The organism is Lentzea sp. NPDC006480 (assembly GCF_040611995.1).
Taxonomy (GTDB): domain Bacteria; phylum Actinomycetota; class Actinomycetes; order Mycobacteriales; family Pseudonocardiaceae; genus Lentzea.
In genome coordinates, this window is sequence record NZ_JBEXPJ010000159.1 from 1 (window position 1) to 21,365 (window position 21,365).

The 21,365-nt window shown below is 69.6% G+C and carries 19 protein-coding genes; 9 read left to right on the forward strand and 10 right to left on the reverse strand.

Annotated elements, in window-relative coordinates:
- The 5 genes from ABZX92_RS37760 to ABZX92_RS37780 all read right to left on the reverse strand — a co-directional run.
- A partial coding sequence (locus ABZX92_RS37760) for a dipeptide/oligopeptide/nickel ABC transporter permease/ATP-binding protein (protein ID WP_355570260.1) occupies nt 1-1,410 on the reverse strand: 1,410 nt, incomplete at its 3' end.
- Between the two features lie 103 nt (nt 1,411-1,513).
- Complete coding sequence (locus tag ABZX92_RS37765) at nt 1,514-2,488, reverse strand: ABC transporter permease (RefSeq protein ID WP_355570261.1); 975 nt, start codon at nt 2,486-2,488, stop codon at nt 1,514-1,516.
- Nucleotides 2,485-4,008 (reverse strand): ABC transporter substrate-binding protein, encoded by a 1,524-nt coding sequence (locus tag ABZX92_RS37770; RefSeq protein WP_355570262.1) that lies wholly within the window; start codon nt 4,006-4,008, stop codon nt 2,485-2,487. Before ABZX92_RS37770 ends, ABZX92_RS37765 begins: the two co-directional genes overlap by 4 nt.
- Nucleotides 4,005-4,871, reverse strand: coding sequence for a serine hydrolase (locus ABZX92_RS37775; protein WP_355570263.1), 867 nt, complete (start codon nt 4,869-4,871; stop codon nt 4,005-4,007). Before ABZX92_RS37775 ends, ABZX92_RS37770 begins: the two co-directional genes overlap by 4 nt.
- The gene (locus tag ABZX92_RS37780; protein ID WP_355570264.1) at nt 4,868-6,244 is read right to left on the reverse strand and encodes a serine hydrolase domain-containing protein; all 1,377 of its coding nucleotides are present in this window, start codon (nt 6,242-6,244) and stop codon (nt 4,868-4,870) included. The genes ABZX92_RS37775 and ABZX92_RS37780 overlap by 4 nt, the downstream gene beginning before the upstream one ends.
- A gap of 234 nt (nt 6,245-6,478) precedes the next feature.
- Between ABZX92_RS37780 and ABZX92_RS37785 the strand changes: the two genes are divergently transcribed.
- Both ABZX92_RS37785 and ABZX92_RS37790 read left to right on the forward strand, forming a co-directional pair.
- Complete coding sequence (locus ABZX92_RS37785) at nt 6,479-7,195, forward strand: ABC transporter ATP-binding protein (protein ID WP_355570277.1); 717 nt, start codon at nt 6,479-6,481, stop codon at nt 7,193-7,195.
- Nucleotides 7,196-7,307: 112 nt separating this feature from the next.
- Complete coding sequence (locus ABZX92_RS37790; protein WP_355570265.1) at nt 7,308-9,785, forward strand: FtsX-like permease family protein; 2,478 nt, start codon at nt 7,308-7,310, stop codon at nt 9,783-9,785.
- Here the strand turns inward: ABZX92_RS37790 and ABZX92_RS37795 are convergent, their stop codons facing one another.
- The 3 genes from ABZX92_RS37795 to ABZX92_RS37805 all read right to left on the reverse strand — a co-directional run bounded on the left by ABZX92_RS37795 (nt 9,786) and on the right by ABZX92_RS37805 (nt 12,882).
- A complete protein-coding gene (locus tag ABZX92_RS37795; RefSeq protein ID WP_355570266.1) occupies nt 9,786-10,712 on the reverse strand; it encodes a hypothetical protein in 927 nt (308 codons plus the stop codon).
- Between the two features lie 135 nt (nt 10,713-10,847).
- Nucleotides 10,848-12,113, reverse strand: coding sequence for a cytochrome P450 (locus ABZX92_RS37800; protein WP_355570267.1), 1,266 nt, complete (start codon nt 12,111-12,113; stop codon nt 10,848-10,850).
- A gap of 175 nt (nt 12,114-12,288) precedes the next feature.
- Complete coding sequence (locus ABZX92_RS37805; RefSeq protein WP_355570268.1) at nt 12,289-12,882, reverse strand: GNAT family N-acetyltransferase; 594 nt, start codon at nt 12,880-12,882, stop codon at nt 12,289-12,291.
- Nucleotides 12,883-12,941: 59 nt separating this feature from the next.
- Between ABZX92_RS37805 and ABZX92_RS37810 the strand changes: the two genes are divergently transcribed.
- The gene (locus ABZX92_RS37810) at nt 12,942-13,694 is read left to right on the forward strand and encodes a methyltransferase domain-containing protein (protein WP_355570269.1); all 753 of its coding nucleotides are present in this window, start codon (nt 12,942-12,944) and stop codon (nt 13,692-13,694) included.
- Here ABZX92_RS37810 and ABZX92_RS37815 read toward each other — a convergent pair whose 3' ends face one another.
- Both ABZX92_RS37815 and ABZX92_RS37820 read right to left on the reverse strand, forming a co-directional pair.
- The gene (locus ABZX92_RS37815) at nt 13,695-15,284 is read right to left on the reverse strand and encodes an ABC-F family ATP-binding cassette domain-containing protein (protein WP_355570270.1); all 1,590 of its coding nucleotides are present in this window, start codon (nt 15,282-15,284) and stop codon (nt 13,695-13,697) included.
- On the reverse strand, nt 15,277-16,878 hold the full coding sequence (locus ABZX92_RS37820) for an ABC-F family ATP-binding cassette domain-containing protein (protein WP_355570271.1): 1,602 nt from the start codon (nt 16,876-16,878) through the stop codon (nt 15,277-15,279). Before ABZX92_RS37820 ends, ABZX92_RS37815 begins: the two co-directional genes overlap by 8 nt.
- A 225-nt stretch (nt 16,879-17,103) precedes the next feature.
- Between ABZX92_RS37820 and ABZX92_RS37825 the strand changes: the two genes are divergently transcribed.
- The 6 genes from ABZX92_RS37825 to ABZX92_RS37850 form a co-directional block, all read left to right on the forward strand.
- The gene (locus tag ABZX92_RS37825; RefSeq protein ID WP_355570272.1) at nt 17,104-17,727 is read left to right on the forward strand and encodes an AraC family transcriptional regulator; all 624 of its coding nucleotides are present in this window, start codon (nt 17,104-17,106) and stop codon (nt 17,725-17,727) included.
- 12 nt (nt 17,728-17,739) lie between these two features.
- The gene (locus ABZX92_RS37830) at nt 17,740-18,744 is read left to right on the forward strand and encodes a cytochrome P450 (RefSeq protein ID WP_355570273.1); all 1,005 of its coding nucleotides are present in this window, start codon (nt 17,740-17,742) and stop codon (nt 18,742-18,744) included.
- A gap of 50 nt (nt 18,745-18,794) precedes the next feature.
- Complete coding sequence (locus ABZX92_RS37835) at nt 18,795-19,712, forward strand: DMT family transporter (RefSeq protein WP_355570274.1); 918 nt, start codon at nt 18,795-18,797, stop codon at nt 19,710-19,712.
- Nucleotides 19,687-20,613 carry a patatin-like phospholipase family protein gene (locus tag ABZX92_RS37840; RefSeq protein WP_355570275.1) on the forward strand — a complete coding sequence of 309 codons (927 nt, stop codon included), beginning with the start codon at nt 19,687-19,689 and terminating at the stop codon, nt 20,611-20,613. Before ABZX92_RS37835 ends, ABZX92_RS37840 begins: the two co-directional genes overlap by 26 nt.
- 32 nt (nt 20,614-20,645) lie before the next feature.
- The gene (locus ABZX92_RS37845) at nt 20,646-21,221 is read left to right on the forward strand and encodes a TetR/AcrR family transcriptional regulator (protein WP_355570276.1); all 576 of its coding nucleotides are present in this window, start codon (nt 20,646-20,648) and stop codon (nt 21,219-21,221) included.
- Nucleotides 21,218-21,365, forward strand: a 148-nt coding sequence (locus ABZX92_RS37850; RefSeq protein ID WP_355570278.1) for a hypothetical protein, incomplete at its 3' end; no start/stop codon positions are given. The genes ABZX92_RS37845 and ABZX92_RS37850, both read left to right, overlap by 4 nt.

The following is a 21,365-nucleotide window of genomic DNA, read 5'->3' on the forward strand; positions in this document are numbered from 1 at the left end:
GTCCAGCGCGGTGGTCGGCTCGTCGGCGATCACCAGCCGCGGCTCGCCCATCAGGCCCATCGCGATCATGGCCCGCTGCCGCATACCTCCGGAGAACTCGTGCGGGTACTGCCGGGCACGCCTTCCCGCGTCCGGAATCCGCACGGCTTTCAGCCGGTCCACCACTCGTTCCGATGCCGACTTGCGCGACATCCCCTGGTGCACCTCGGACACCTCGGCGAGCTGCCGGCCGATCCGGCGCGTCGGGTTGAACGAGGTCATCGGGTCCTGGAACACCATCGCCAGCGACGTGCCCAGCTCCCGTTGCGTGGTCCTGGCCAGCGGCTTCCCGGCGAACTCCAGCCGATCAGCCGTCACGACGCCGGGGTGCTCGACCAGCCTGGACACGGCCAGCGCGGTCAGGCTCTTGCCCGAGCCCGACTCGCCGACCACCCCGATCATCTCGCCATGCCCGACCGTGAACGACACCCCGCGCACCGGCGTGATCCACCCGGTGGCGCCGGGGAAGGACACCCGCAGGTTCTGGACGTCCAGCAAGCCTTCGCCGCCCGGCAAGTCCACAGTGGACATCGGTTTGGGCGCTTTCCGGACAGACTGCCGATGACCCGCCGCAGATGCCGCGGCCTCACCGAACAGGTTGAACGCCAGTCCGGCCAGCACCACCGCCACCGCCGGACCCAGCGCGGGCGCGGGGGAGATGTAGATCCGGTTCAGGCCCTCACCGAGCAGCCTTCCCCAGTCGTAGGAAGGTGCCTGCACACCGATGCCGAGGAACGACAGCCCGGCGAACGCGGTCAGCGCGCTCCCGGCGGCGAGGGTCGCGTTGATCACGAGCGGTTCGGCGATGTTCGGCAGGATGTGCCGCAGCAGCAACCGGAACCGTCCCACCCCGCACACCCGTGCCGCCGCGATGAAGTCACGGCCGCTGATGGACGCCGTGAGGGTCTGGGTGAGCCGGGCGAACGACGGCGTGATCGCGAACGCGATGGCCAGCACCGCGCCGACCGTGCCGGTCCCGAAGATCACCGCGAAGAACAACGCCAGCAGCAGCCCCGGGAACGCGACAGCGATGTTCACCGCGGACGTCACGATCCTGCCTGCCCAGCGCGGCAGCACCGACGGCAGCGAGCCCAGCACCAGGCCAGTGGTGACGCCGACGATCGTGGCCAGCAAGGCGAGTCCGAGCGTGAGCCGGGTCGCCACCAGCACCCGGTGGAAGATGTCGCGGCCGAGCGCGTCCGTGCCGAGCAGGTGACCGGTGGACGAGCCCTGCTGGAGCGCGTCGGTGTCGATCGCGTCGGCTTGCGAGCCCCAGAGCACCGGCGCGAAGACAGCCAGTAGCGCCAACAGGAACAGCAACGCTCCCGAGGCCGCGCCTACGGGGGTGCGGAGGGCGGGTGGTACACGCATCACGCCTCCTCGATCGTCGGCGCCGGCCTGGGGACGGAGGGCGGTGGGTCGGCGCAGTACGCCTCCCTGGTCGTGTTGTGGGGCGGTGCGAGCGACCCGCGCATCAGGCCTCCTTGATCGTCGAACGCGGATCCAGCAGCGCCAGCACCACGTCGACAGCGAGGTTCACCAGCAACACGCCCGTGCCGTAGACCAGCACGATCCCTTGCACCGCCGGGTAGTCCTTCTGCTGGATCGACCCGACGATCGTGGAACCCAGCCCGGGCCACGCGAACACGTTCTCCACCAGCACGGTCCCGGCGACCAGGCTCGCGAGCATCATCGCGCCGAGAGTCAAAGTCGCGGTCAACGCGTTCGGCAGCGCGTGTCGCACGTACACAAGCCGTGCGGGCAACCGCTTGGCCCGCGCGGTACGCACGAAGTCGTTTCCCAGCACCGAAAGCAGCTCGACCCGGACGATCCGGGCCAGCACCGCCGCCGGTCCGATCGCCAGCGCCAGCACCGGCAGCACCGAGGCGCCGGGAGCGTCCCGTCCGGCCACCGGGAACAAGCCCAGTGTCACCCCGAAGAGGCTGACCAGGCCGACCGCCAGCAGGAACTCCGGAATCGCCGCCAGCACCACGCTGGTGGACGTGAACCCGAGCTCGGCGCCACGACGGCGACCGCCCCTGGTCAGCACCGCCATCACCACGCCCACCGGCACCGCCACGACGACCACGACGAGGAACGCCGTCACCGCGAGCTGCACGGTCGCGGGCAGCCGGTCGCCGATCAGGTCCGCGACGGGTGTGCCGGAGACCAGCGAGGTGCCGAAGTCACCGGAGAACAGGTCGCCGAGGTAGTGCCAGTACTGCGTCAGCAGGGAGTCGTTGAGCCCCAACGCTTCCCGGCGGGCGTTGACGACGTCGGGCGACGCCGTCATGCCCAATGCCTCGCGCACGGGGTCGCCGGGGATGAGGTGGATCATCAGGAACGCCGCGGTCACCAGCACCCACAGCGAGGTCAGGAACCGCACCACCCGGCGCCGGGTGAAGGGCAGCCAGGAGCTGCCCGCCACCCTTTGCGCGACCTGCGTCATGACGCGAGCATCCGGATGGACGCCGGGTCGATGTTGTCGCTGATGGTGAACTTCGCGCCCTTGACGAACGTCGGCACCACGGAGTCCACGTACGGCAGCAGGTCGAGGGACTTGACCAGCGCGGCCTCCGCCTTGTTCCAGTGCTCGCAGCCGGTCGAGCCGGGCATCGTCGCGGCCTGCTTCGACTGCTCCTCGAACTCGGCGTTGCGGACGTGCCCGAAGTTCACGCCCTGCGGCGGCACCGGGCCGGACGCGAACGACACCAGCTGGCTGGGCAGCGCGAGCGTCACCGGCGCCATCGACACGTCCCACGCGCCCGTGCCGAACAGCGCCTGGTTGAGCCCGGCCGCGTCGACCGGCTGGATGCTCACCTGCACCCCGATGGCCTGCCACGCCTGCTGGATCAGCTCGGCGGCCGCGGTGAACGTCGGACCGAGGACGGTCGGCTGCAACAGCCTGATCTGCAACGGTTTCCCGTTCTTGGACCAGCCCGCGGCGGCCAGTGCCCGCTCGGCGGCCGCCTGGTCGTGCGGCGGGAGGTTCGAGCCGACGTTGTCGCCGGTGCAGGGCCGCGGTTCGACCGTCACCACGCTCTTCGACGGCCTGCCCTTGCCGCTGGTCAGCACCTTGCCGACCTGGGCGAGGTCGAGTGCCTGCACGAGTGCGCGGCGCACCGCCGGGTCCTGCGCGGGCAGGCCGTCGGACTGGTTGAAGCCGAGCAGTCCCAGCGGCACGGCCACGTCGACGTGCTCGACCTTCTGGGCGAGCAGGCGTTCCTGGTCGGGCCCCGCGATCTGGGCCGCGGTGATCTGCCCGGACAGCAGCAGGTTCACCGCGGTCGTCTCGTTCGGGACGACCTTGACGACGACCTTGTCCGGCATGCCCTGTTCAGCCGGGAGGTCCTTGCGCCGGGTCAGGGTGTAGTGGTCGTTCGGCGCGATCTCGGAGACCGTGAACATCCCGCTGCCCTGCTCGCCCTTGGTGAGCAACGCGCGGTCGCTCATGCCCTTGGCGCACACGATCGGCAGCGAGCCGACGTTGGTCAGCAGGAACGCGTCCGGTGCGCCGCTCGTGACGGTGACCGTGCGCGTGGCCTCGTCCGCCGTCGCCGTGGTGCCCGGCATGACCATCAACCCGACCAGCGGCGACTTGTTCTTCGGGTCGGCGGTGAAGTTGATGTTCGCGGCGACGTCCTGAGCGGTGAGCGGAGCGCCGTCCGCACACGTGATGCCTTGGCGCAGTGTGAAAGTGGCTTTCGTGGCGTCGGCGTCCCACTTCTCCGCGAGGCCGGCGACGATGTCACCGTTCGCGGTGCGCTCGACGAGGCGGCTGTAGAGGAACCGGCCGATCGCGCGGGCGACCGTCAGCACCGTGAGCGCCGGGTCGAGCGTGCCGGGGTCGGCGCCGACCGACATCGTGAACGTCCTGCCGTCCGCGAGCGCGGTGGATCCGGTGCTGCTGGACGCTCCGCAGCCCGACACCACGAGGACTGCGGCCACGGCTAGAGCTGTGCGCTTCATGACGTGCTCCGGAGGTGGTCGACGGCGAACCGCCCGGCGCGGCCGATCACCGCGTCCACGGCGGGTTGCCGCAGGTCGAGCGCCTGCGCGCGGGTGAACACGGCGACGGCGTAGCTGCGGCCGTCGGGGTAGGTGACGACGCCTGCCTCGTTGCGGACGCTCGGCAGCGTGCCGGTCTTGGCGGCGACCTGGACGTCCGCGTCGAAGCCCGAGCTGAGCCGGTGCGGCCAGATCTGCTGGGCCATGATGCGGCGGACCTGTTCGCACGCCTCGGGACTGGCCGCGCGATCGGTCCAGATGGCCTCCAGCAGCGTGGTGATCTCCCTCGGTGTGGAGGAAGTCGTGCGCTCAGGGTCCACAATGGCCATCTTCTCGATGAGATCCCACGTGGGTGCGCCGAGTGCTTCCTCGGCCTCCAGCGGAGTCATCGCCAGGTCGGCGGACATCGAGGCGAAGAGGTCCTCGCAGCAGCCCATGATTCGCGTCCGGTGCAGGCCGAGGTTCGTCAGGACCTTGTCGACCGCGGCCTGTCCGACGCGGTGGAAGATCACGTCCGTCGCCGCGTTGTCGCTCATGGTCATCATGAACAACGCGAGGTCGCGCCAGCTCATCTCGACGTCATCCGCGCAGCCCGCGGTGCCGATGCCGCCGATGCGGTAGCGGGAGGTGACCTCGGTCCGTTCGGTTTCGATCAACCGTCCAGCCGCGACTTCTTCCGCGTACGCGACGGCCACTGGGATCTTGAACACCGACGCCAGCACCACCGGGTCGTCGGCGTGGTGGCAGAACTCGTTGTCCGTCCCGATTTCGCGGGCGTGGACGAAGCCTTCGGCTCCTGCTTGCGTGAAGATGTCCGCGATCACTGGGCCACCCGCCGGTCCGCACGACCCGTGTGCAGGAAGAGTGCGCGGCCGTTGCCGTCGTCGCCGACGAACGCGTGCGGCATGTGGATGCCGTGAACCCGTTCCGCGGCAACGAGAGTGTCGTTGCGCCACGGCACCAGCTCGGTCTTGCCCGCCGACTCCGGGCTGAGCTCGGCCATGATCCCCTTGGGGATGACCTCCATCCAGATGCGGCCGTCCTCGTCCTGCGTCACGATCCGCTCGCCGACCGACGACACGTACACGCCGGTGAACCTGCTGCCGTCGACCGGTTCCGGTTCTTCGGCCGGCACCGGCATACCGGGCATGTCCACGCCGGCCAGCTCCTTGAGCACGTGCCGGAAGATCTCCTCGTACAGGTCGATGGTCCTGCCGCCGTTGGTGAGCAACGCGACCGCGACGCCCTGCTCGGGAACCAGGCGCAGGAAGGCGTTCTGGCCGATCGTGCCGCCGTCGTGGCCGATGACCGTCGCTTGTGGATAGTGGAACAGCTCCCACCCCAGACCCCACGAGTCGCCCATCAGCGCGAGGTCCGGCACCTGCACCTGAACCTGTTGCATGGCCTCGATCGCGGCGGGTGACAGCACCTCGGTCTGCTTGTTCATGTGCATCCGGGCGAACTTGAGCAGGTCGCTCGCCGACATCGACAGCATCGAGCCCGCCGGAGCGTTCGAGCGCACCAGCGCCCACACCGGCGCGACCTGAGGTCCCTGGGTTTCGTCGGGCGTGAGGTGGCCGACCGCCGCGCGGAACATGATCGCGTCGTACGCGCTGGTCGCGGCGTGGGTGAGGCCGAGCGGCGCGAACAGGTGGTCGCGCAGGCACTCGTCGTAGGGCTTGCCTCGAAGCGTTTCGACGACCCGGCCGAGCACGACGTAGCCGGCGTTGTTGTAGCTGAACATCTCGCCGGGCGCGAAGAGCTGCGGGGTGTCGTGCAGCGTGGCGACGTACTTCTCCACGCAGTCGTCGCCACGGCCGGTGTCGGTGAAGAGATCTCCCTCGAACCCGGACGTGTGGCACATCAGCTGCCGCACGGTGATCTGCTTCGCGGCGTCCTCGTCGCCGATGCGGAACTCGGGCAGGTAGTCCCGCACGGGCGCGTCGACGTCCAGCAGCCCCTCGTCGACGAGCTGCATGGCGAGCGTCGTCGTCCACACCTTGGTGATCGACCCGATCTGGAACAGCGAGTCGGTCGTCGTCTCGACCCCGGTGTTCTTGTTCAGCACACCCGCGGCGGCCTCGACCACCTCGTCGCCCGCGGTGACGGCCACGGTGGCGCCCGGCACCTCGTACTGGGCGACCAGCCTGGGGAGGTTCTCCTGCAGCCAGTCGTTGATCTCGCTCAGCTTGGACATCCGCGCCTCATCCACCTCGACGTGACTCCGGTCACCGGCAACGCTAGGTACGGCCTGCTCGTGTCACCTCGTCGCAGGCGACGAATCTGGCTGCTCGGATTCGTTCGCGCCGACGAGCCCGTTCGGTGGTAGAGCAGGCTCTACTTCTGGCCGGGCAGCCTGCGTGATCGCTGGGCAGGGGTGCGTTTTCCTAGGTTTTCGGTCGTGTTGACCAACGTGACGAAGACAGACGCGCTGTCGCTGCAGGCGGTGCGCAAGGTGTACGGCTCGGGCGACGGCGCCGTGACGGCACTGGACGAGGTGACCGTCGGCATCCGGCGAGGCACCTTCACCGCCGTGATGGGACCGTCCGGCTCGGGCAAGAGCACCTTCCTGCACTGCGCGTCGGGCATGGACAGGCCGACGTCCGGCCGCGTGCTGCTCGGCGACACCGACCTCGGTGCCTTGAAGGAAGCGCGCTTGACCGAGGTGCGCCGGGATCGGATCGGGTTCGTCTTCCAGGCCTACAACCTGCTGCCGTCGCTGACCGTTCTGCAGAACATCACGCTGCCGCTCCGCCTGGCCGGGCGCCGGGCCGACTCCGCGTGGCTGCAGGAGGTCGTCCGACGGGTCGGGCTCGACGGGCGGCTCGACCGGCATCCTTCGGAGCTCTCGGGCGGGCAGCAGCAGCGGGTGGCGATCGCTCGCGCGCTGGTCGCGCGGCCCGAGGTGGTGCTGGCGGACGAGCCGACCGGGGCGTTGGACTCGCGGACGGCTTCGCAGGTGCTGGCGCTGCTGCGGTCCGTTGTGGACGAGATGGGACAGACGGTGCTGATGGTGACGCATGACCCAGTTGCCGCTTCTGCGGCGCACAGCGTGCTGTTCCTGGCGGACGGGCGGCTGGCGGGGGAGTTGCACGGGCCGACGCCGGAGAAGGTCGCCGAGCGGATGACGCATCTGGGGGAGTGGTGAGTGCGGTGCTGGGGCGAGCAGGCGGGTTCGCGGGCGCGCTCGCGGGCCTGTTGGGCGGGTTCGTGGGAACGGTGGTCGGGCGTGTGGGCGCATTTGTGGGGAGTGGTGAGTCGTGCTGACTCTTGCGTGGCAGACGGTGAAGGCCCGCACCAGCGGGTTCGTGGGTGCGTTCATCGCGGTCCTGTGCGGCACGGCCCTGGTGGCGGCCTGCGGGATCCTGATGGAGTCGGGGTTTCGCGGAGGCGTGCCGACCCAGCGTTACGCGGCCGCTGACGTGGTCGTCACCGGCGATCGGACGGTGCGCCCGCCAGGTGGTGACGTGCTTGCGTTCGAGCACGCCGCCGAGCAGCCGGCCATTCCCGCCGCGCTGGTTGCCAAGATCGCCGCGGTGCCGGGTGTGAAGGCCGCGGTCGCCGAGCAGACGTTCCCGGCCGCGGTCGTCGGACGCGATGGGCAGGTGCTGGCGGACAAGCCGTCGTTCGGCCACAACTGGGAGTCGGCGGTGCTGGCGCCGTTCACTCTCAAAGAGGGAAGGGCTCCGGCACGAGACAACGAGGTGGTGCTGGACTCCGGTCTGGCAGCTCAGGCGGGCGTGGCAGCCGGCGGGGAAGTGCGCGTCATGACCCGGTCCACTCCGATGTCGTACCGGGTCAGCGGCATCGCGGAAAGCCGCGGGAACCGCCAGGCCGCCCTGTTCTTCAACGCTGCGAAGGCGACCGAACTCGCCGGGCATCCTGACCAGGTCAGCGCGATCGGGGTCATCGGCAACGTCGCCGACCGCCTCGAAGACGTGCTCGCTGACGACCACGTGACGGTCTCCGCCGGTGCTGACCGGAGCGCCGCCGAGTTCGACGACGTCAGCCAGACCAAGGCGATCCTCGCGCTCATCGCGGGCTCCTTCGGCGGCTACGCGGTCCTGGTCGCGATCTTCGTCGTGGCCAGCACCCTGGCGCTGACCGTCGAGCAACGCCGCCGCGAGTTCGCCCTGCTGCGCGCCGTCGGTGCCACCCCGCGCCAGATCCGCAAGATGATCGGTCTCGAAACGCTCGTGGTCTCGCTGGTGGCGGGCGTGGCAGGCAGCCTCGGAGGCATCGCCGTCAGCCACGGCCTGCGCAACGCCTTCGCGAACATCGGCGTGGTGCCGCAGGACTTCGAGCTCTCGATCAGCCCGATCCCGCTCGTCGCGGCCCTGCTGATCGGGCTCGGCGCGGCACGGCTGGCGGCGTGGAGCGCGGCGCGCAGGCCGTCGTCGATCAACCCCGTCGAGGCGCTGGGGGAGGCCGCGGTGCAGCGCAAGGAGCTCGGCCGGGTCCGCCTGGTGATCGGCTACGTCCTCGTGGCGATCGGGATCGCGGCGACCACGCTCCCGTTGTTCATCCCCGGCCAGATCGGCGCGGCGATGTCGGTGATGGCCGCGCTCGTGCTGATCATCGGCCTGACGCTGGCCGGACCGCGGATCATCGGCGGGGCGGTCCGCCTGATCGCGCCGATGCTTCCGGGGACGAGCGGCTATCTCGCGGCCGCGAACGTCACGAAGAACTCGCGCAGGCTCGCCGCGGCGGTCACCCCGCTCATGCTCGCCATCGGGTTCGCCGTCGTGAACTTCTACAGCCAGACGACGTTCAGCGCCGCCGTGCAGCAGGAGACGACCAAGTCGATCACCGCGGACCACGTCATCGGCGGCGTGACCGGAGTGCCGGCAGAAGTGGCAGAAGCCGCGCGGAAGTCCCCTGGCGTCACCGCGGTGACGTCGCTGGTCCGCACGCAGGTCATCACCGCGAGCAAATCCGGCGACAGCGTCGAGGTGACCAGCGGTCCGGCCAACGGAATCGACCCGCAGGCCGCCGGCACGGTCGACCTCAAGATCACCGAAGGCAGCCTGAAGGACCTCACACCGGGCACGGTGGCGTTGGGCGCCACGCATGCGTTCTGGAACAACAAGAAGGTCGGCGACACCGCCGAGTTCTGGTTCGCCGACGGACAGCCCGCGAAGCTCAGGGTCGTCGCGATCTACGAGCACGAGCTGGCGTTCGGCGACCACGTCCTGAACGCGCAGGACGCCCGCGCTCACACCAGGGCGGGCACGGACAGCGCGGTCCTGATCAACGGAACCGCACCCGACCAACTGGTCAGCCGCTATCCGGGCTTGACGGTCGCGAGCAACGTGGCCGCGCAGGACCGGGGCAACGAGCGGACCCAGTTCCTGCTGAACCTGGTGGCAGTCGGCGTGATCCTCGGCTACGTGGCGATCTCGGTGTCCAACACGCTGGTGATGTCCACGGCGGCGAGGCGGCGCGAGTTCGCCCTGCTGCGCCTGGTCGGCACCAAGGGCCGCCAGGTCAGGCAGATGATGCGCGCGGAAGCACTGCTGACCGTCGGTCTCGCCGCGGTCTTCGGCACGCTGGTCGCCGCACTGCCGCTGACCCTGCTGGCCATCGGTGCCACCGGAACGCCCCTACCCGCCGGACCACCCTGGGTCTACGGGGCGGTCCTGGCGGGAGCGGCACTGCTGGGCATCGTGTCGATCAGTGTGGCCACGCGGTTGTCGTTGCGCGCCAAGCCGATCGACACGATCGGACTGCGTGAGTGATCAGCCGACCGGCGCGGCCATGTCGAACCAGTTGAAGCCCTCCACCAGCTGCGTGGTGGTCGCGGTCGAGCCCGGCGTGGTGAGCTGCCAGCGCGTCACCGTGCGGAAGGTGCCCGGGATGGCGATGTCACCGAGGTCGTTCTCCGGGTTGTTCTTCGTCGGGATCCACTCGACCACGGTCTTCTTCGTCAACGTGGCGTTGATCGTCGCGTAGGCGGACTGGGTGTCGAGGTAGTCGCCGACGCCGTGGTCGGCCGCGCGACCGGGGTCCATGTAGCGGACCTGCACCGTGGTGCCGTCGAAGGAACCGTCGACGGACACCACGGTCACGATGTGGCCGCCACCGCGCTGCAGGCTGTCCGCCGGGCCGTCCGAGTAACGCCCGTACACCATCTGCACAGGACCGCGGGCGAGCTTGCGGGCCAGGTCACCCGCGAAGTCGGCGGAGGTCCGGGTGTCGACCCCGGAGGTCGCGGTGCTCCAGCCCGCGTCACGGGCGGGCTTCGTCGCGATGGTCCAGGCGGTGCGCAGGTTGTACAGGTTCGTGCCCTTCTCGGTGTACTTGGCGTCCACGCCGATCCGGTACAGCGAGTTGGTGATCACGTTGTAGTCGGCCTGGTCCTGCGGGTCGAGCTCCTTGATCTTCGTGGTGAGCCAGCCGGCGGGTGCGTTCTTCTCGTGCGCCCAGTAGTGCAGCACGTTGTAGAGCGAGGTCGGACCGCAGTAGGCGCCACCGTTGTTCTCCAGACCCGCGCGGAACTGGTCGACGTCGCTGACCCCGCACTGCTTCACGGAGAAGTCGGGGCCCACCAGGTCGGTGACCTTCGTGCACGGCGCCGGCTGGCCGATGACCGGGTCGGCCGAGGCGACGGCCGGGAGCGCGAGGGTCGAGAGGGTGGCGGCGGCGATGATGGCCTTGCGGATCATGGTCCTTACCTTCCGTTCGCTGTCTGCGTTGGTAGGTAAAGACTGTTGGAACGTGAGCACCAAGGCATGAGGGATGGTCCCTCAACCCCAACGACGAAAAGTTGGGTGTATCAGGACATCCCCCACGTCACTCCGTCAGAGAATCGGGCTGGTGTGGTTGCCGAGGTGGACGGGCAGCGAGTGCAGCCCGTAGACGATCGACAGCTTGCGGAACGACAGCGCGGCGGGATCGGCCGCCAGCAGCAGCTCGGGGAACCGGCGCACCAGCGCGGGGTAGGCGATCCGCAGCTCCATCTTGGCCAGCTCGGCGCCGATGCAGCGGTGCGCGCCGTAGCCGAACGCGAGGTGCTGCGCCGCCGGCCGGGTCGGGCAGATGTCGTCCGGCGACGAGTAGACGCTCGGATCACGGTTCGCCTGCGACAGCGAGCACGCCACGATGTCACCCGCGCGCACCCGCGTGCCGGCGATCTCGAAGTCCTTGCGCGCGACGCGGAGGAACGCCACCTGCACCACGGACTGGTGGCGCAGCAGCTCGTCGACCACTCCGCCGATCGCGTCGTCGTCATCACGGACGCGGGCGAACAGGTCCGGGTCGTGCAGCATCGCGAGCGTGCCGAGCGAGATCATGCTCGCCGTCGTCTCGAACCCGCCGGTGAGCAGCCCGTCCGCCAGCCCGGCCAGCTCGTCGTCGTCCAGCTCGTCACCGTGCTTGCGGATCAGCTCGCCGAGCAGCCCGTCGTTCGGAGCCTGGCGCTGCGCCCGCACCAGCTCGCGGAAGTAGACGACCGACTCGGACACCGCGGACAACGACGCCGTCGCGGCACCACCGAGGTCGAACCGGGCAACGCTGCGCCGCTGGAACTCCTCGCGCTCACTCGCGGGCACGCCCAGCAGCTCGCAGATCGTCAGCGCCGGCACCGGCATGGCGAAGTTCTCGACCAGGTCGACCGGGCCATCCTTCATGGACATCAGGTCGAGCTGGTCGGCGACGATCGCCTCGATCCGCGGCACCAGGCGCGACAACCTGCGCATGGTGAACTCGGGCGTCAGCACCTTGCGCAGCCGGGTGTGCTCGGGCGGGTCGCTGAACCCCAGGCCGCCGGGCGCCTCGTCGGCGAACAGGCCCATCTCCCGGAAGTGGCCGAAGTCGTTGCTGAACGACTCGCTGTCCACCAGCACCTGCTTGGACGCCTCGTAGCCGGTCACCAGCCACACCGTCACCGGCAGCGGCAACCGCGTGATCGGCCCGTGCGCCTGCATCCGCGCCAGTTCCGGCACCGGGTTCAACCCGTTGCGCCGAAGAGGTGCCAGCACCCTGGACGGGACGAACCAGGACGACTCGAGGTCGAAGCCGGTCTTGCTCAGGTACGCGAGAAAGCGTCGCCCCATCCATCCGGTCACGCGCGAGCGGACCCCTGTCGCTGACTGCATGACGTCCCTCATGAGGTGGCTGTCCCTTCGGCGGAAAGGGGGTCGGTTCCTGCTGGTCCCCACCGGAACGGACAATAACGACGTGGCCGCGTGCTCGCGTCATCCCTGGGCCTAACGCGCCGTCATACTTTGGTCCAGATGTCGATCAGAACCAGTGCAGGCAGTGCGGCGGGTGTGCTGAGCGGAACAGCGCGTCGGCCGTCGCGGCAGCTTCCGGGGTGTGCGTTTCGACGTGTCCTGCCCTGATCAGGGTGCTCGGGGTGGTGCCGCCGAGGTACGTCGAACCCGGGTCGCGGACGTCCAGCGACAGGTCGGGCGCGCGGTCGGTCCTGGCGCACTCGGCCTGGCCGTCTCGGACGGTCAGCAGGTACCGGCCGTGCTCATCGAGGAACGGGTCGCGGACGTCCAGCACCAGCTCGCCGTCTCCGCCGTAACCGCGAGCGGTCAGCGCTCTCGGCACGTCCACGCCCTGTCGCCGGTGCGTCGGCAGGACACCCACCCCGGTGATCCCGGCAGCGGGAGCGAGGACATCACCGGGCAGCGTCAGCTCGAACGAGTGCGCCGTGGCCGTGCCGATGGGCTTCTCGTCGTCGGTGAACGCCATCAGGCTGCGGTCGATCTCGATGGCCGACCACCAGAGCCCGCCGCCGTGCTCGTCCGGTGTCTCCGGGAACCGCCCGAACGCGGTGTGCACGGTGTCGACGAACGCGGCGAGGTCGCTGGTGGCGCGGATCTTCACACCCCGCAGTTGACCTGCGCGCGTTGACGAGATCAACCGAATTGCAGGAGGGTCTCCGGGTGACGAGTGCTGAGGACTTCGACCGCTGGTACGCCGAGCGGGTCGAGTCGCCCGTGGCCGATGAGCTCGTACGGCGCATGCTCGCCCTTCCGCCCGACCTGCAGTCCACGAGCCTGTTGAGCGGCCCTGGCCTGGACGAGGTCGTGGCGCTCCTCGATCCGCGACCCGGACAGGTGCTGCTGGACCTCGCGTGCGGCCGTGGCGGCTACGGCTTGGAGATCGCCCGGCGCACCGGGTGCGGGCTGATCGGCGTGGACTTCTCCGCCGTCGCGATCGAGCAGGCTGAGGAGCGCGCCGTCGAGCTGGCGGTCGAGGCCGACTTCCAGGTGGGGCAGCTGACCGACATCGGACTCGGCTCGGCCTCGGTCGACGCCGTGATGGTCATCGACGCCTACCAGTTCGCGGATCCGAAGCTCGACGCGCTGCGGGAGTGCCTGCGGGTGCTGCGCCCTGGCGGACGGGTGGTCATCACCACCTGGGAGGCCCTCGACGCAGACGACGAGCGGCTGCCCAAGCGGATGCGGCAGGTGGACCTCGCCGCGCAGCTGCCCGAGGCCGGGTTCACCGGCGTCGAGGTCCTCGACAAGGAGCAGTGGCGGCTGCGGGAGAAGCGGTTCTGGAGCGAATCGCTCACCGTCGACGCCGGCGACGACCCCGCGATGCAGTCGATGCAGGCCGAAGCACGGCTTGTGCTCAAGGGGTTCGACCTGCGGCGCCGGGTACTGGCCACGGCGACAGCTCCCCGCCGCTGACTATCCACAGTGGAGGGTCAGTCGCGTGCCCTGCCAGCGTTGCCGCAGCCACCTGTCGTGGCTGGCCAGCACGATCGCGCCTGGTCCGGTGCCGAGTGCGTCCTCCAGCTCGTCGCACAGCGTCGGCGACACGTGGTTGGTGGGTTCGTCGAGCAGCAACAGGTGTGGTGGATCGGCCACGAGCAGCGCGAGGGCGAGCCGGCGTCGCTGGCCGACCGACAGCGCGCCGACGGGTTTGCCCAGGTCTCGTTCGTGCAAGAGCCCCAACGACTCCAGCGGAACCTGCTCCACGCGTTCGGCACCCAGCGCGCGGCCGTAGGTGCCGCGCGGGGTGAGGCGCGGGTTGGCGAACTCGGTGTCCTGGGTCAGCAGGCCGACGCGCAGATCGGGATGCCTGCTGATGCCTGCTGTCTGCAACCGACCTGCCATGACCAGGAGCAAGGTCGACTTGCCCGCGCCGTTCGGTCCGGTCACGAGCAGCCGCGCGCCGTCGTGGACGTCCAAGTGGTCGAGTTCCAGCCGGCCGGGAACGCGAACCTGCCGCAGTGACACCAGGAGTTCGTTGGCGGGCAACGAGGTCAGCGCGTCCGGCTCGAAGGTCAGCGGGCGCGGGGGAGCGGGCACCCGGCGGCGTTCGAGATCTTCGAGGCGGCGGGTGGTGTTGCGGACGCGCCGGGAGATCTGGCTCTGCACGCGGTTCGCTCGCACGCCGTAGCCCATCTTCTCGCTGTCGCGCTTCATCCGGTTCGGCGCGACCCGGTGCGCGGTGCTGCCGAGTGCCTGTTGGAGCTCTTCCAACTCCTCTTGTTCTTCGAGGTACTGGCGTTCCCAGCGGGACCGGTCAGCACGTTTCTGCCGCACGTACTCGCGGTAGGTGCCACCGAACCGCACCGGGCCGTCCACGGCGGGGTCGAGGTCGATCAGGTCGGTGCAGACCTCGTCCAGGAACGCCCTGTCGTGGCTGGCCAGCACGACGCATCCCGGCAGACCCTTGAGCTGGTCCGCGAGGAACTCCGCCGCCTCGTCGTCGAGGTGGTTCGTCGGCTCGTCGAGCAGCAACGCACTCGGCCTGCGGACCACGAGTGCCGCCACTGCGAGTCGTCGACGTTGACCGCCGGAGAGCTGGCCCAGTGTGCGGTGCCATGCCACGTCACCGAGGCCGAGTCCGTTGAGGACGATCTCAGCCCGGCGATCCGCGTCCCAGGCTTCGTGCCGCTGCGCCAGTTCGAGCCGTTCCGCGTACGCCGCCTCGACGTCCTCGGTCGCGAGCAGGGCCGCGAGCCGCTCCAGTTCGGCGAGGTCCTCCCTGGCCTCGGCCAGCGCGTCGTCGATCACCTCGGCAACGGTGACGGACTCGGCGAACGGCATCTCCTGGTGCAGGAAACCCAGGTCCGGCGGGCGTGCCACGGTGCCGCCGTCGGGCTGGTCGATGCCCGCGAGCAGCCGCAGCAGCGTCGACTTGCCCGCGCCGTTCTCGCCGATCAACCCGATGCGCCGGCCGGGTGCCGCCGTGAGCGACACCCCGTCGAGCACCCGCCGGCCGCCGAAAACCCTCACCAGCTCATGAGCGACCAGTGCTGCTTCAGGCATTGCGGCCCTCCAGCAGCTTGCCGTTCTCCAGCCGGAGCCAGCGGTCGATCCTCACCTCGCTCAGGAACCGCTCGTCGTGACTGACGACGACGAACGCGCCCTGGTAGGCGTTCAGCGCGCTCTCCAGCTGTCCGGCGCTGACGAGGTCGAGGTTGTTCGTCGGTTCGTCGAGCAGCAGCAGCTGCGGCGCGGGCTCGGCGAACAGGATGCACGCCAGCGTGGCCCGCAGCCGTTCGCCGCCGGACAGCACACCGACCGGCAGATGTGCCCGCGGGCCCCGGAAGAGGAAGCGCGCCAACAGGTTCATCCGCTCGGCCGGTGGCATGGCCGGGGCTGACGCGGCCAGGTTCTCCGCGACCGTGCGGCTGTCGTCGAGCAGGTCGAGCCGCTGCGACAGGTACGCGACCCGCCCGTCCGCTCGTTTCACCTCGCCGGCGTCTGGGGCCAGCGAACCGTGGATCACCCGCAACAAGGTCGACTTGCCCGCGCCGTTCGGGGCGGCCAGCGCGATGCGTTCCGGGCCGCGGATGGCCAGGTCCACGCCGTCGAACAGGTCGCGCACCCGGATGCCCGTGCCCAGGAACAGGTTCCGGCCGGCGGGAACGGCGGTCTGCGGCAGCTCCAGGCTGATCTTCTGGTCGTCCTTCAACGCCCGTTCGGCCTGGTCGAGCCGGGTCTTGGCGGCGCTGAGCCGGTTCGCGTGCGTGCCGTCGGCCTTCGCGGCGGACACCTCGGCGTTGCGCTTCATGTTGCCCGCGAAGATCTTCGGCAGACCCGCGCTGGAGAGGTTCTTCTGGGCGTTGCTGGCTCGCCGCGCCGCCCGTTCACGAGCTTGCTGCATCTCCCGCTTCTCGCGCTTGACCTCCTGCTCGGCGCTGCGGATGTTCTTCTCCGCCACCTCGCGCTCGGCCGCGACGGCGTCCTCGTACTCGCTGAAGTTGCCGCCGTAGAACCGGATCTCGCCGCCGTCGAGCTCGGCGATCCGGTCCATGCGATCCAGCAATGCCCGGTCGTGGCTCACGACCAGCAGGCAGCCGCGCCAGTCGTCCAGCACGTCGTAGAGCCGGTGCCGGGCTTCCAGGTCGAGGTTGTTCGTGGGCTCGTCGAGCAGCAGCACGTCCGGCTGCTTGAGCAACTGCGCGGCGAGGCCGAGCGAGATGATCTGACCGCCGCTCAACGTGTCGAGCTTCCGGTCGAGCTCGATGGTGTCGAGACCGAGCCGGTCCAGCTGGGCGCGGGTGCGTTCTTCGAGGTCCCAGTCGGTGCCGATGACGGTGAAGTGCTCCTCGTCGACGTCACCGGCCTCGACCGCCGCGATCGCCCGGAGGACGTTCGCGACGCCGAGCACCTCGGCCACGGTCAGGCCGGCGGTCAGCGGCAGGTCCTGGGGCAGGTAGCCGAGCACGCCCTCGGCGGACACGCTGCCGTCCGCGGGCTTGAGCACGCCCGCCACGAGCTTGAGCAGTGTCGACTTGCCGGCGCCGTTGGGGGCGACCAGGCCGGTGCGGCCGTCCGGGATCGTCGCGGACAGGCCGTCGAACACCGGGGTGTCGTCCGGCCAGGCGAAAGACAGGTTGGAGAGAACGAGTGACACGGTGAGACCTCGGGATGTGCTGCGCGGAGAAGCCGCGCGAGTGGAAGAGGGGACGACGAAACGGCCATCGCGATCGATGGCCTGTCACATCCAGGGCTCACCCTGAGATGTCGTCTTCACCCGCCAGCAGCACGTCGGTCTCCTCTTCGAGGCGTTGATCTCCACGGTAGCAGCCGCGGGCAATTCAGTAGCGGTGACCGGGCCGGGCGGGGTTGACTCAGCGCCGTGACCAGCGACTTCACCGATCGGGTGAGCACGGTGTGGCGGCGCAGCGGCGAGCTGCCGCCGGAGCTGCCGCAGCCGTCGGTGGACCTGCTGGTGTTCGCGGACGGCACGCTGTGGCTGAGCGGTCCGGAGACGGTGGCGAGGACGGGAACGCTCACCCAGCCGCTGACGGGCGTGCGGCTCAAGCCTGGTGTTTGTGCGGACGTGCTGGGGATCGCCGCCGACGAGGTGCCGCTCGCGGGCATGCGGTTGCCCGGCTCGGGTCTCGATGACGGGTTGCGGGCGTTGAGCGGTCCTGCGCGGGCGGGTGATTCCGTGGTGCGCCAGGTGCTCCGGGCGATTCACGCGGATCCTGGAGCGCCGATGTCCGATCACGTCGTCGGGTTGTCGCCGCGGCAGCTGCGGCGGCGGTTCCAGGTCGCGGTCGGGTTGAGCCCCAAGGCTTACGCGCGGGTGGTGCGGTTGCACCGCGCCATGGACCTGGCGCGGGCCGGCTCGCCGGACTGGGCGGAGATCGCTCTCCGAAGCGGGTTCTACGACCAGCCGCACATGCTCGCGGAGTTCCGGCGGGCGGTCGGGATGTCGTGTGTCCGTTTCTTCCAAGCGACGACGGCAGTGACGTAGCACGCTGTGAGCGTGTTGCTCGAAGAGATCTTTCGCGCCCCCGAGGTGGGGCCGGTGCGGTTCGCGTCGTTCGGTGCCTGGCTGGTCACGCGGTACTCCGAAGTGGACAGAGTGCTGACCGACCACTCGACGTTCTCGTCGGACGAACTGCGCCACAGCACCCAGCCGATCCCGCACCGCGACAACCCGTTGCTGCGCAGCCTGCTGGCCACCGACCCGCCGGAACACCACGCGCTGAGGCGGAAGGTCGGCCGGCTCTTCACCCCGCGGGCGGTGGCCGCACTCGAACCGGAGATCAGGGCCCGTGCGGAAGCGTTGATCACGGGGTCGAACCTCGATCTGGTCCGCGAGGTGGCGTATCCCTTGACCCTGCACACGATCGCAGGCCTGCTGGGCGTGCCGGTGTCGCCGGACTTCGTGCGCTGGACCGAGGCGATCACGTCGTTCTTCGGCACGTTCGCCGCCGACGACACCGAGTTCCGGCTGGCGTTGACGGAGCTGAGTGCCTTCTTCCAGGCGCAGGGCATCGCCGACGACGAGCTGGTCAACCTCTGCACGCTGCTGCTGATCAACGGCCACGAGACCACCAAAACGCTGCTGGTGAACGCGATGCTGTGCCTCGTCTCCCAGCCGTTGCCCGCTGATCTCCCGCTGGCGGTCGAGGAGGTGCTCCGGTACCTGCCGCCGACGGGCGGGACGGACCGGTTCGTCACCAGGCCGACGACACTCGGTGGCGTAGAACTCCAGCCAGGGCAACGGGTCGTCGCGATGATCTCCGCCGCCAACCGCGATCCGGAGGTGTTCACCGACCCGGACGCGTTCGACGCCGGCCGGACCGTCAACCCGCACCTGTCGTTCGGGCACGGCATCCACTTCTGCCCTGGCGCTCATCTGGCGCGGCTGCAGGTCAGGATCGCGCTCTCCGTCCTGCTGGAGAAGCAGTGGCGGATCGCGGACCTGGAAACCCGGAGGACTCCGGTCGGGATCGACGTGCTGGAGCTGAAGCTCCGGGCCTGAGCGTCAAGAACGTACAAGACCTGGCGATGGTCAGGACGAACGATCGGACCATGTCCGACCGAGCCACGCCCTACCTGTACCTGATCACCACGATGGCCTTCTTCGGAGCGGCGTTCACCAGCTCCAAGGTCATCGTCGGGGAGATGCCGCACAGCGTCGCCGCGGCTGTGCGGTTCGGTGGTGGCGCTCTCGTCCTGTTCCTGCTGCTGCTCGTGCTTCCCGGCACGCAGTCGTTCACCTGGCCGGATGCGCTGCGAGCCGGTGGCGCCGGGCTGATCGGCGTGACCGGCTACAACATCCTGTTCTTCTGGGCGATCTCGCTCGCTCCGGCCACCGACGGCAGCGTGATCGTCCCGGTGACGGCACCGGTGCTGACCACGCTGTTCTTCGTCGTGACCGGCAAAGAACCCGCCACCGCGCGGCGCATCGGCGGGCTCGCGCTCGCCGTCGCCGGATCCGGGGTGTTCTTCGCCGGCATCGGGGTGAGCGGGTTCACCCCGGCCCGGCTGCTGGGCGACGTGCTGTACCTCGGTTGCGCTGCGCTGTGGGCTGTCTACAGCGTGCTGTCGAAGAAGATCCTCGTCGGCGTCGAACCGTTGCGCGCCACCACCTACGCCACTGGAGCGGGTGCGCTGGGCTTGGTGCTGCTCGCCGTTCCGTCGCTGCCGGAAACCCAGTGGACCGAGGTGTCCACGACGGGTTGGGTGAACGTCGTGTTCCTCGCGATCGGACCGACGGCGCTGGCGTACTTCTTCTACGCTCGCGGGCTGCGGTCCGTGAGCGCCGTGACCGCGACGGTCATGATGTTCGCGGCGCCGGTGTTCGGGACCGCGTTCTCGGTCGCGTTCCTCGGCGAGCCGTTCACCGCGCTGCAGCTCATCGGTGCCGTGATCACGATCGTCGGCGCCTTGCTCGCGGTCACGCGGAAGGAGAAGGTGGAAGGTGTCCGTTCTGGAGTTGCTGCGTGAGCGCAGGAGACGGGGAAGCACGCCAGGTCAGCGGGGGGATGACGCGCGCCTGGTGCTGCTGGTCGAGGGCGGGAGCTCGCGCGGCGCGTACTCGAGCGGCATGACCGTGGCGATCGAACGGCTCGGGTTGCTGCCGTTGTTCGACGCCGTCTACGGCAGCTCGGCAGGGTCGCTCAACGCTGCCTGGCTGCTGTGCGGGCGCGCCGAGAAGACCGTGGACGCCTGGTGGGATCCGAGAGTCATACGGACGACCATCAACCCGTTGCGCGCGTTCAGCCGCCAACCCGTCGTGGACACGAAACACCTCGTGCACACCATCTACACGCAGGTCTGGCCGATGGGGTTCCAGGACATCCTGGACAACCCCGTCTCGTTCCACCCGATCGCCACGGACGCGCTCACCGGCGAGGCGGTCGACCTGCACTCGAAGATCCACGACGTGCCGAGCCTGCAGGACGCACTGCGGGCGTCGACCGCGATGCCGCTGCTCGCCGGCCCACCGGTGGTCATCGACGGCCATCCCTACGTGGACGCCGGACTGAGCGAGATGGTCTGCGTGCGGTCGGCGCTCGCCCAGCGGGCCACGCACATCGTCGCCCTGCGCACCACGCGCGAGGACGACCTCCCACTGGGGCCTTCGCGCGGCGAACGGATGGTGCTCTCGCGCTGGTTCGCCCGCCACGCACCGGGAGTCGTGCACACCTGGTTGAACCGCAAGGAACTCCGGATCGAGGAGGAGGAGCTGCTGGCGACGCATCCCGCGTGCCTGCAGATCCGGCCACCGCTCGGCAGTCCGCAGGTCGGCCGCACCGAACGACGTCCCGAGGTCCTGCGTGCCGTCGTCGGCACGGGCATCGAGGTGGCGACGAACGCGCTGGAGGCCTCGGTCGTGCTACCTTAACGCAACAACCTGTTGCGATATGGAGGCCGACGGTGGCGGGTCGTCCGCGGGATCCCGATCTCGAACAGCGCTTGCTCACGACGGCGTGGTCGCTGCTGACCACGAACGGCTACGACGCGTTGACGCTGACCCAGGTCGCGGCGCAGGCGCAGGCCCACCGGACCGACGTCTACCGGCGGTGGCCGAGCAAGGTGCGGCTGGTGGCGGACGTGCTGGACGGATTCCTGCCGCCCGTGCCGGACTTCGACACCGGGACGTTGCTCGGCGACCTGCGCGGGTTCGCCGAGGACCTGGCCGGGGCCTGGGACCAGCCGTGGAACGACGGGTTGATCGGCTTCCTGTCCGATCTGCGAAGGGACGACGAGGCCGAGCGGACGTTCCGCGCGCTGGTGGTGCGGCGCTCGCAGCCGTTGGTCGACGCGATCGCCAGGGCGGTGCGGCGGGGCGAGATCGGTGAGCTGCCGGAGCTGGCGCTGGTCGGCAACCTGCTGGAAGGGCCGCTCATGCACCGCCGGGTGTTCGGCGGGCAACCGATGACTTCCCAGGAACTGGATGTGGTGGCGCAGTCGGCGTACCGGCTGCTCACGGGAACGACGGTGACGTCATGAGCGACCTCCACTCGCTGACCGCCGCGCAGCAGCTGCGTTCGTTGCGCGCCAAGGCGGTGGAGAAGTACTCCTACACCCACAAGAAGCAGACCGGTGGCTCCGGCCAGTTCGCGAAGGTGCTCGTCACCGTCGAGCCGCTGGAGA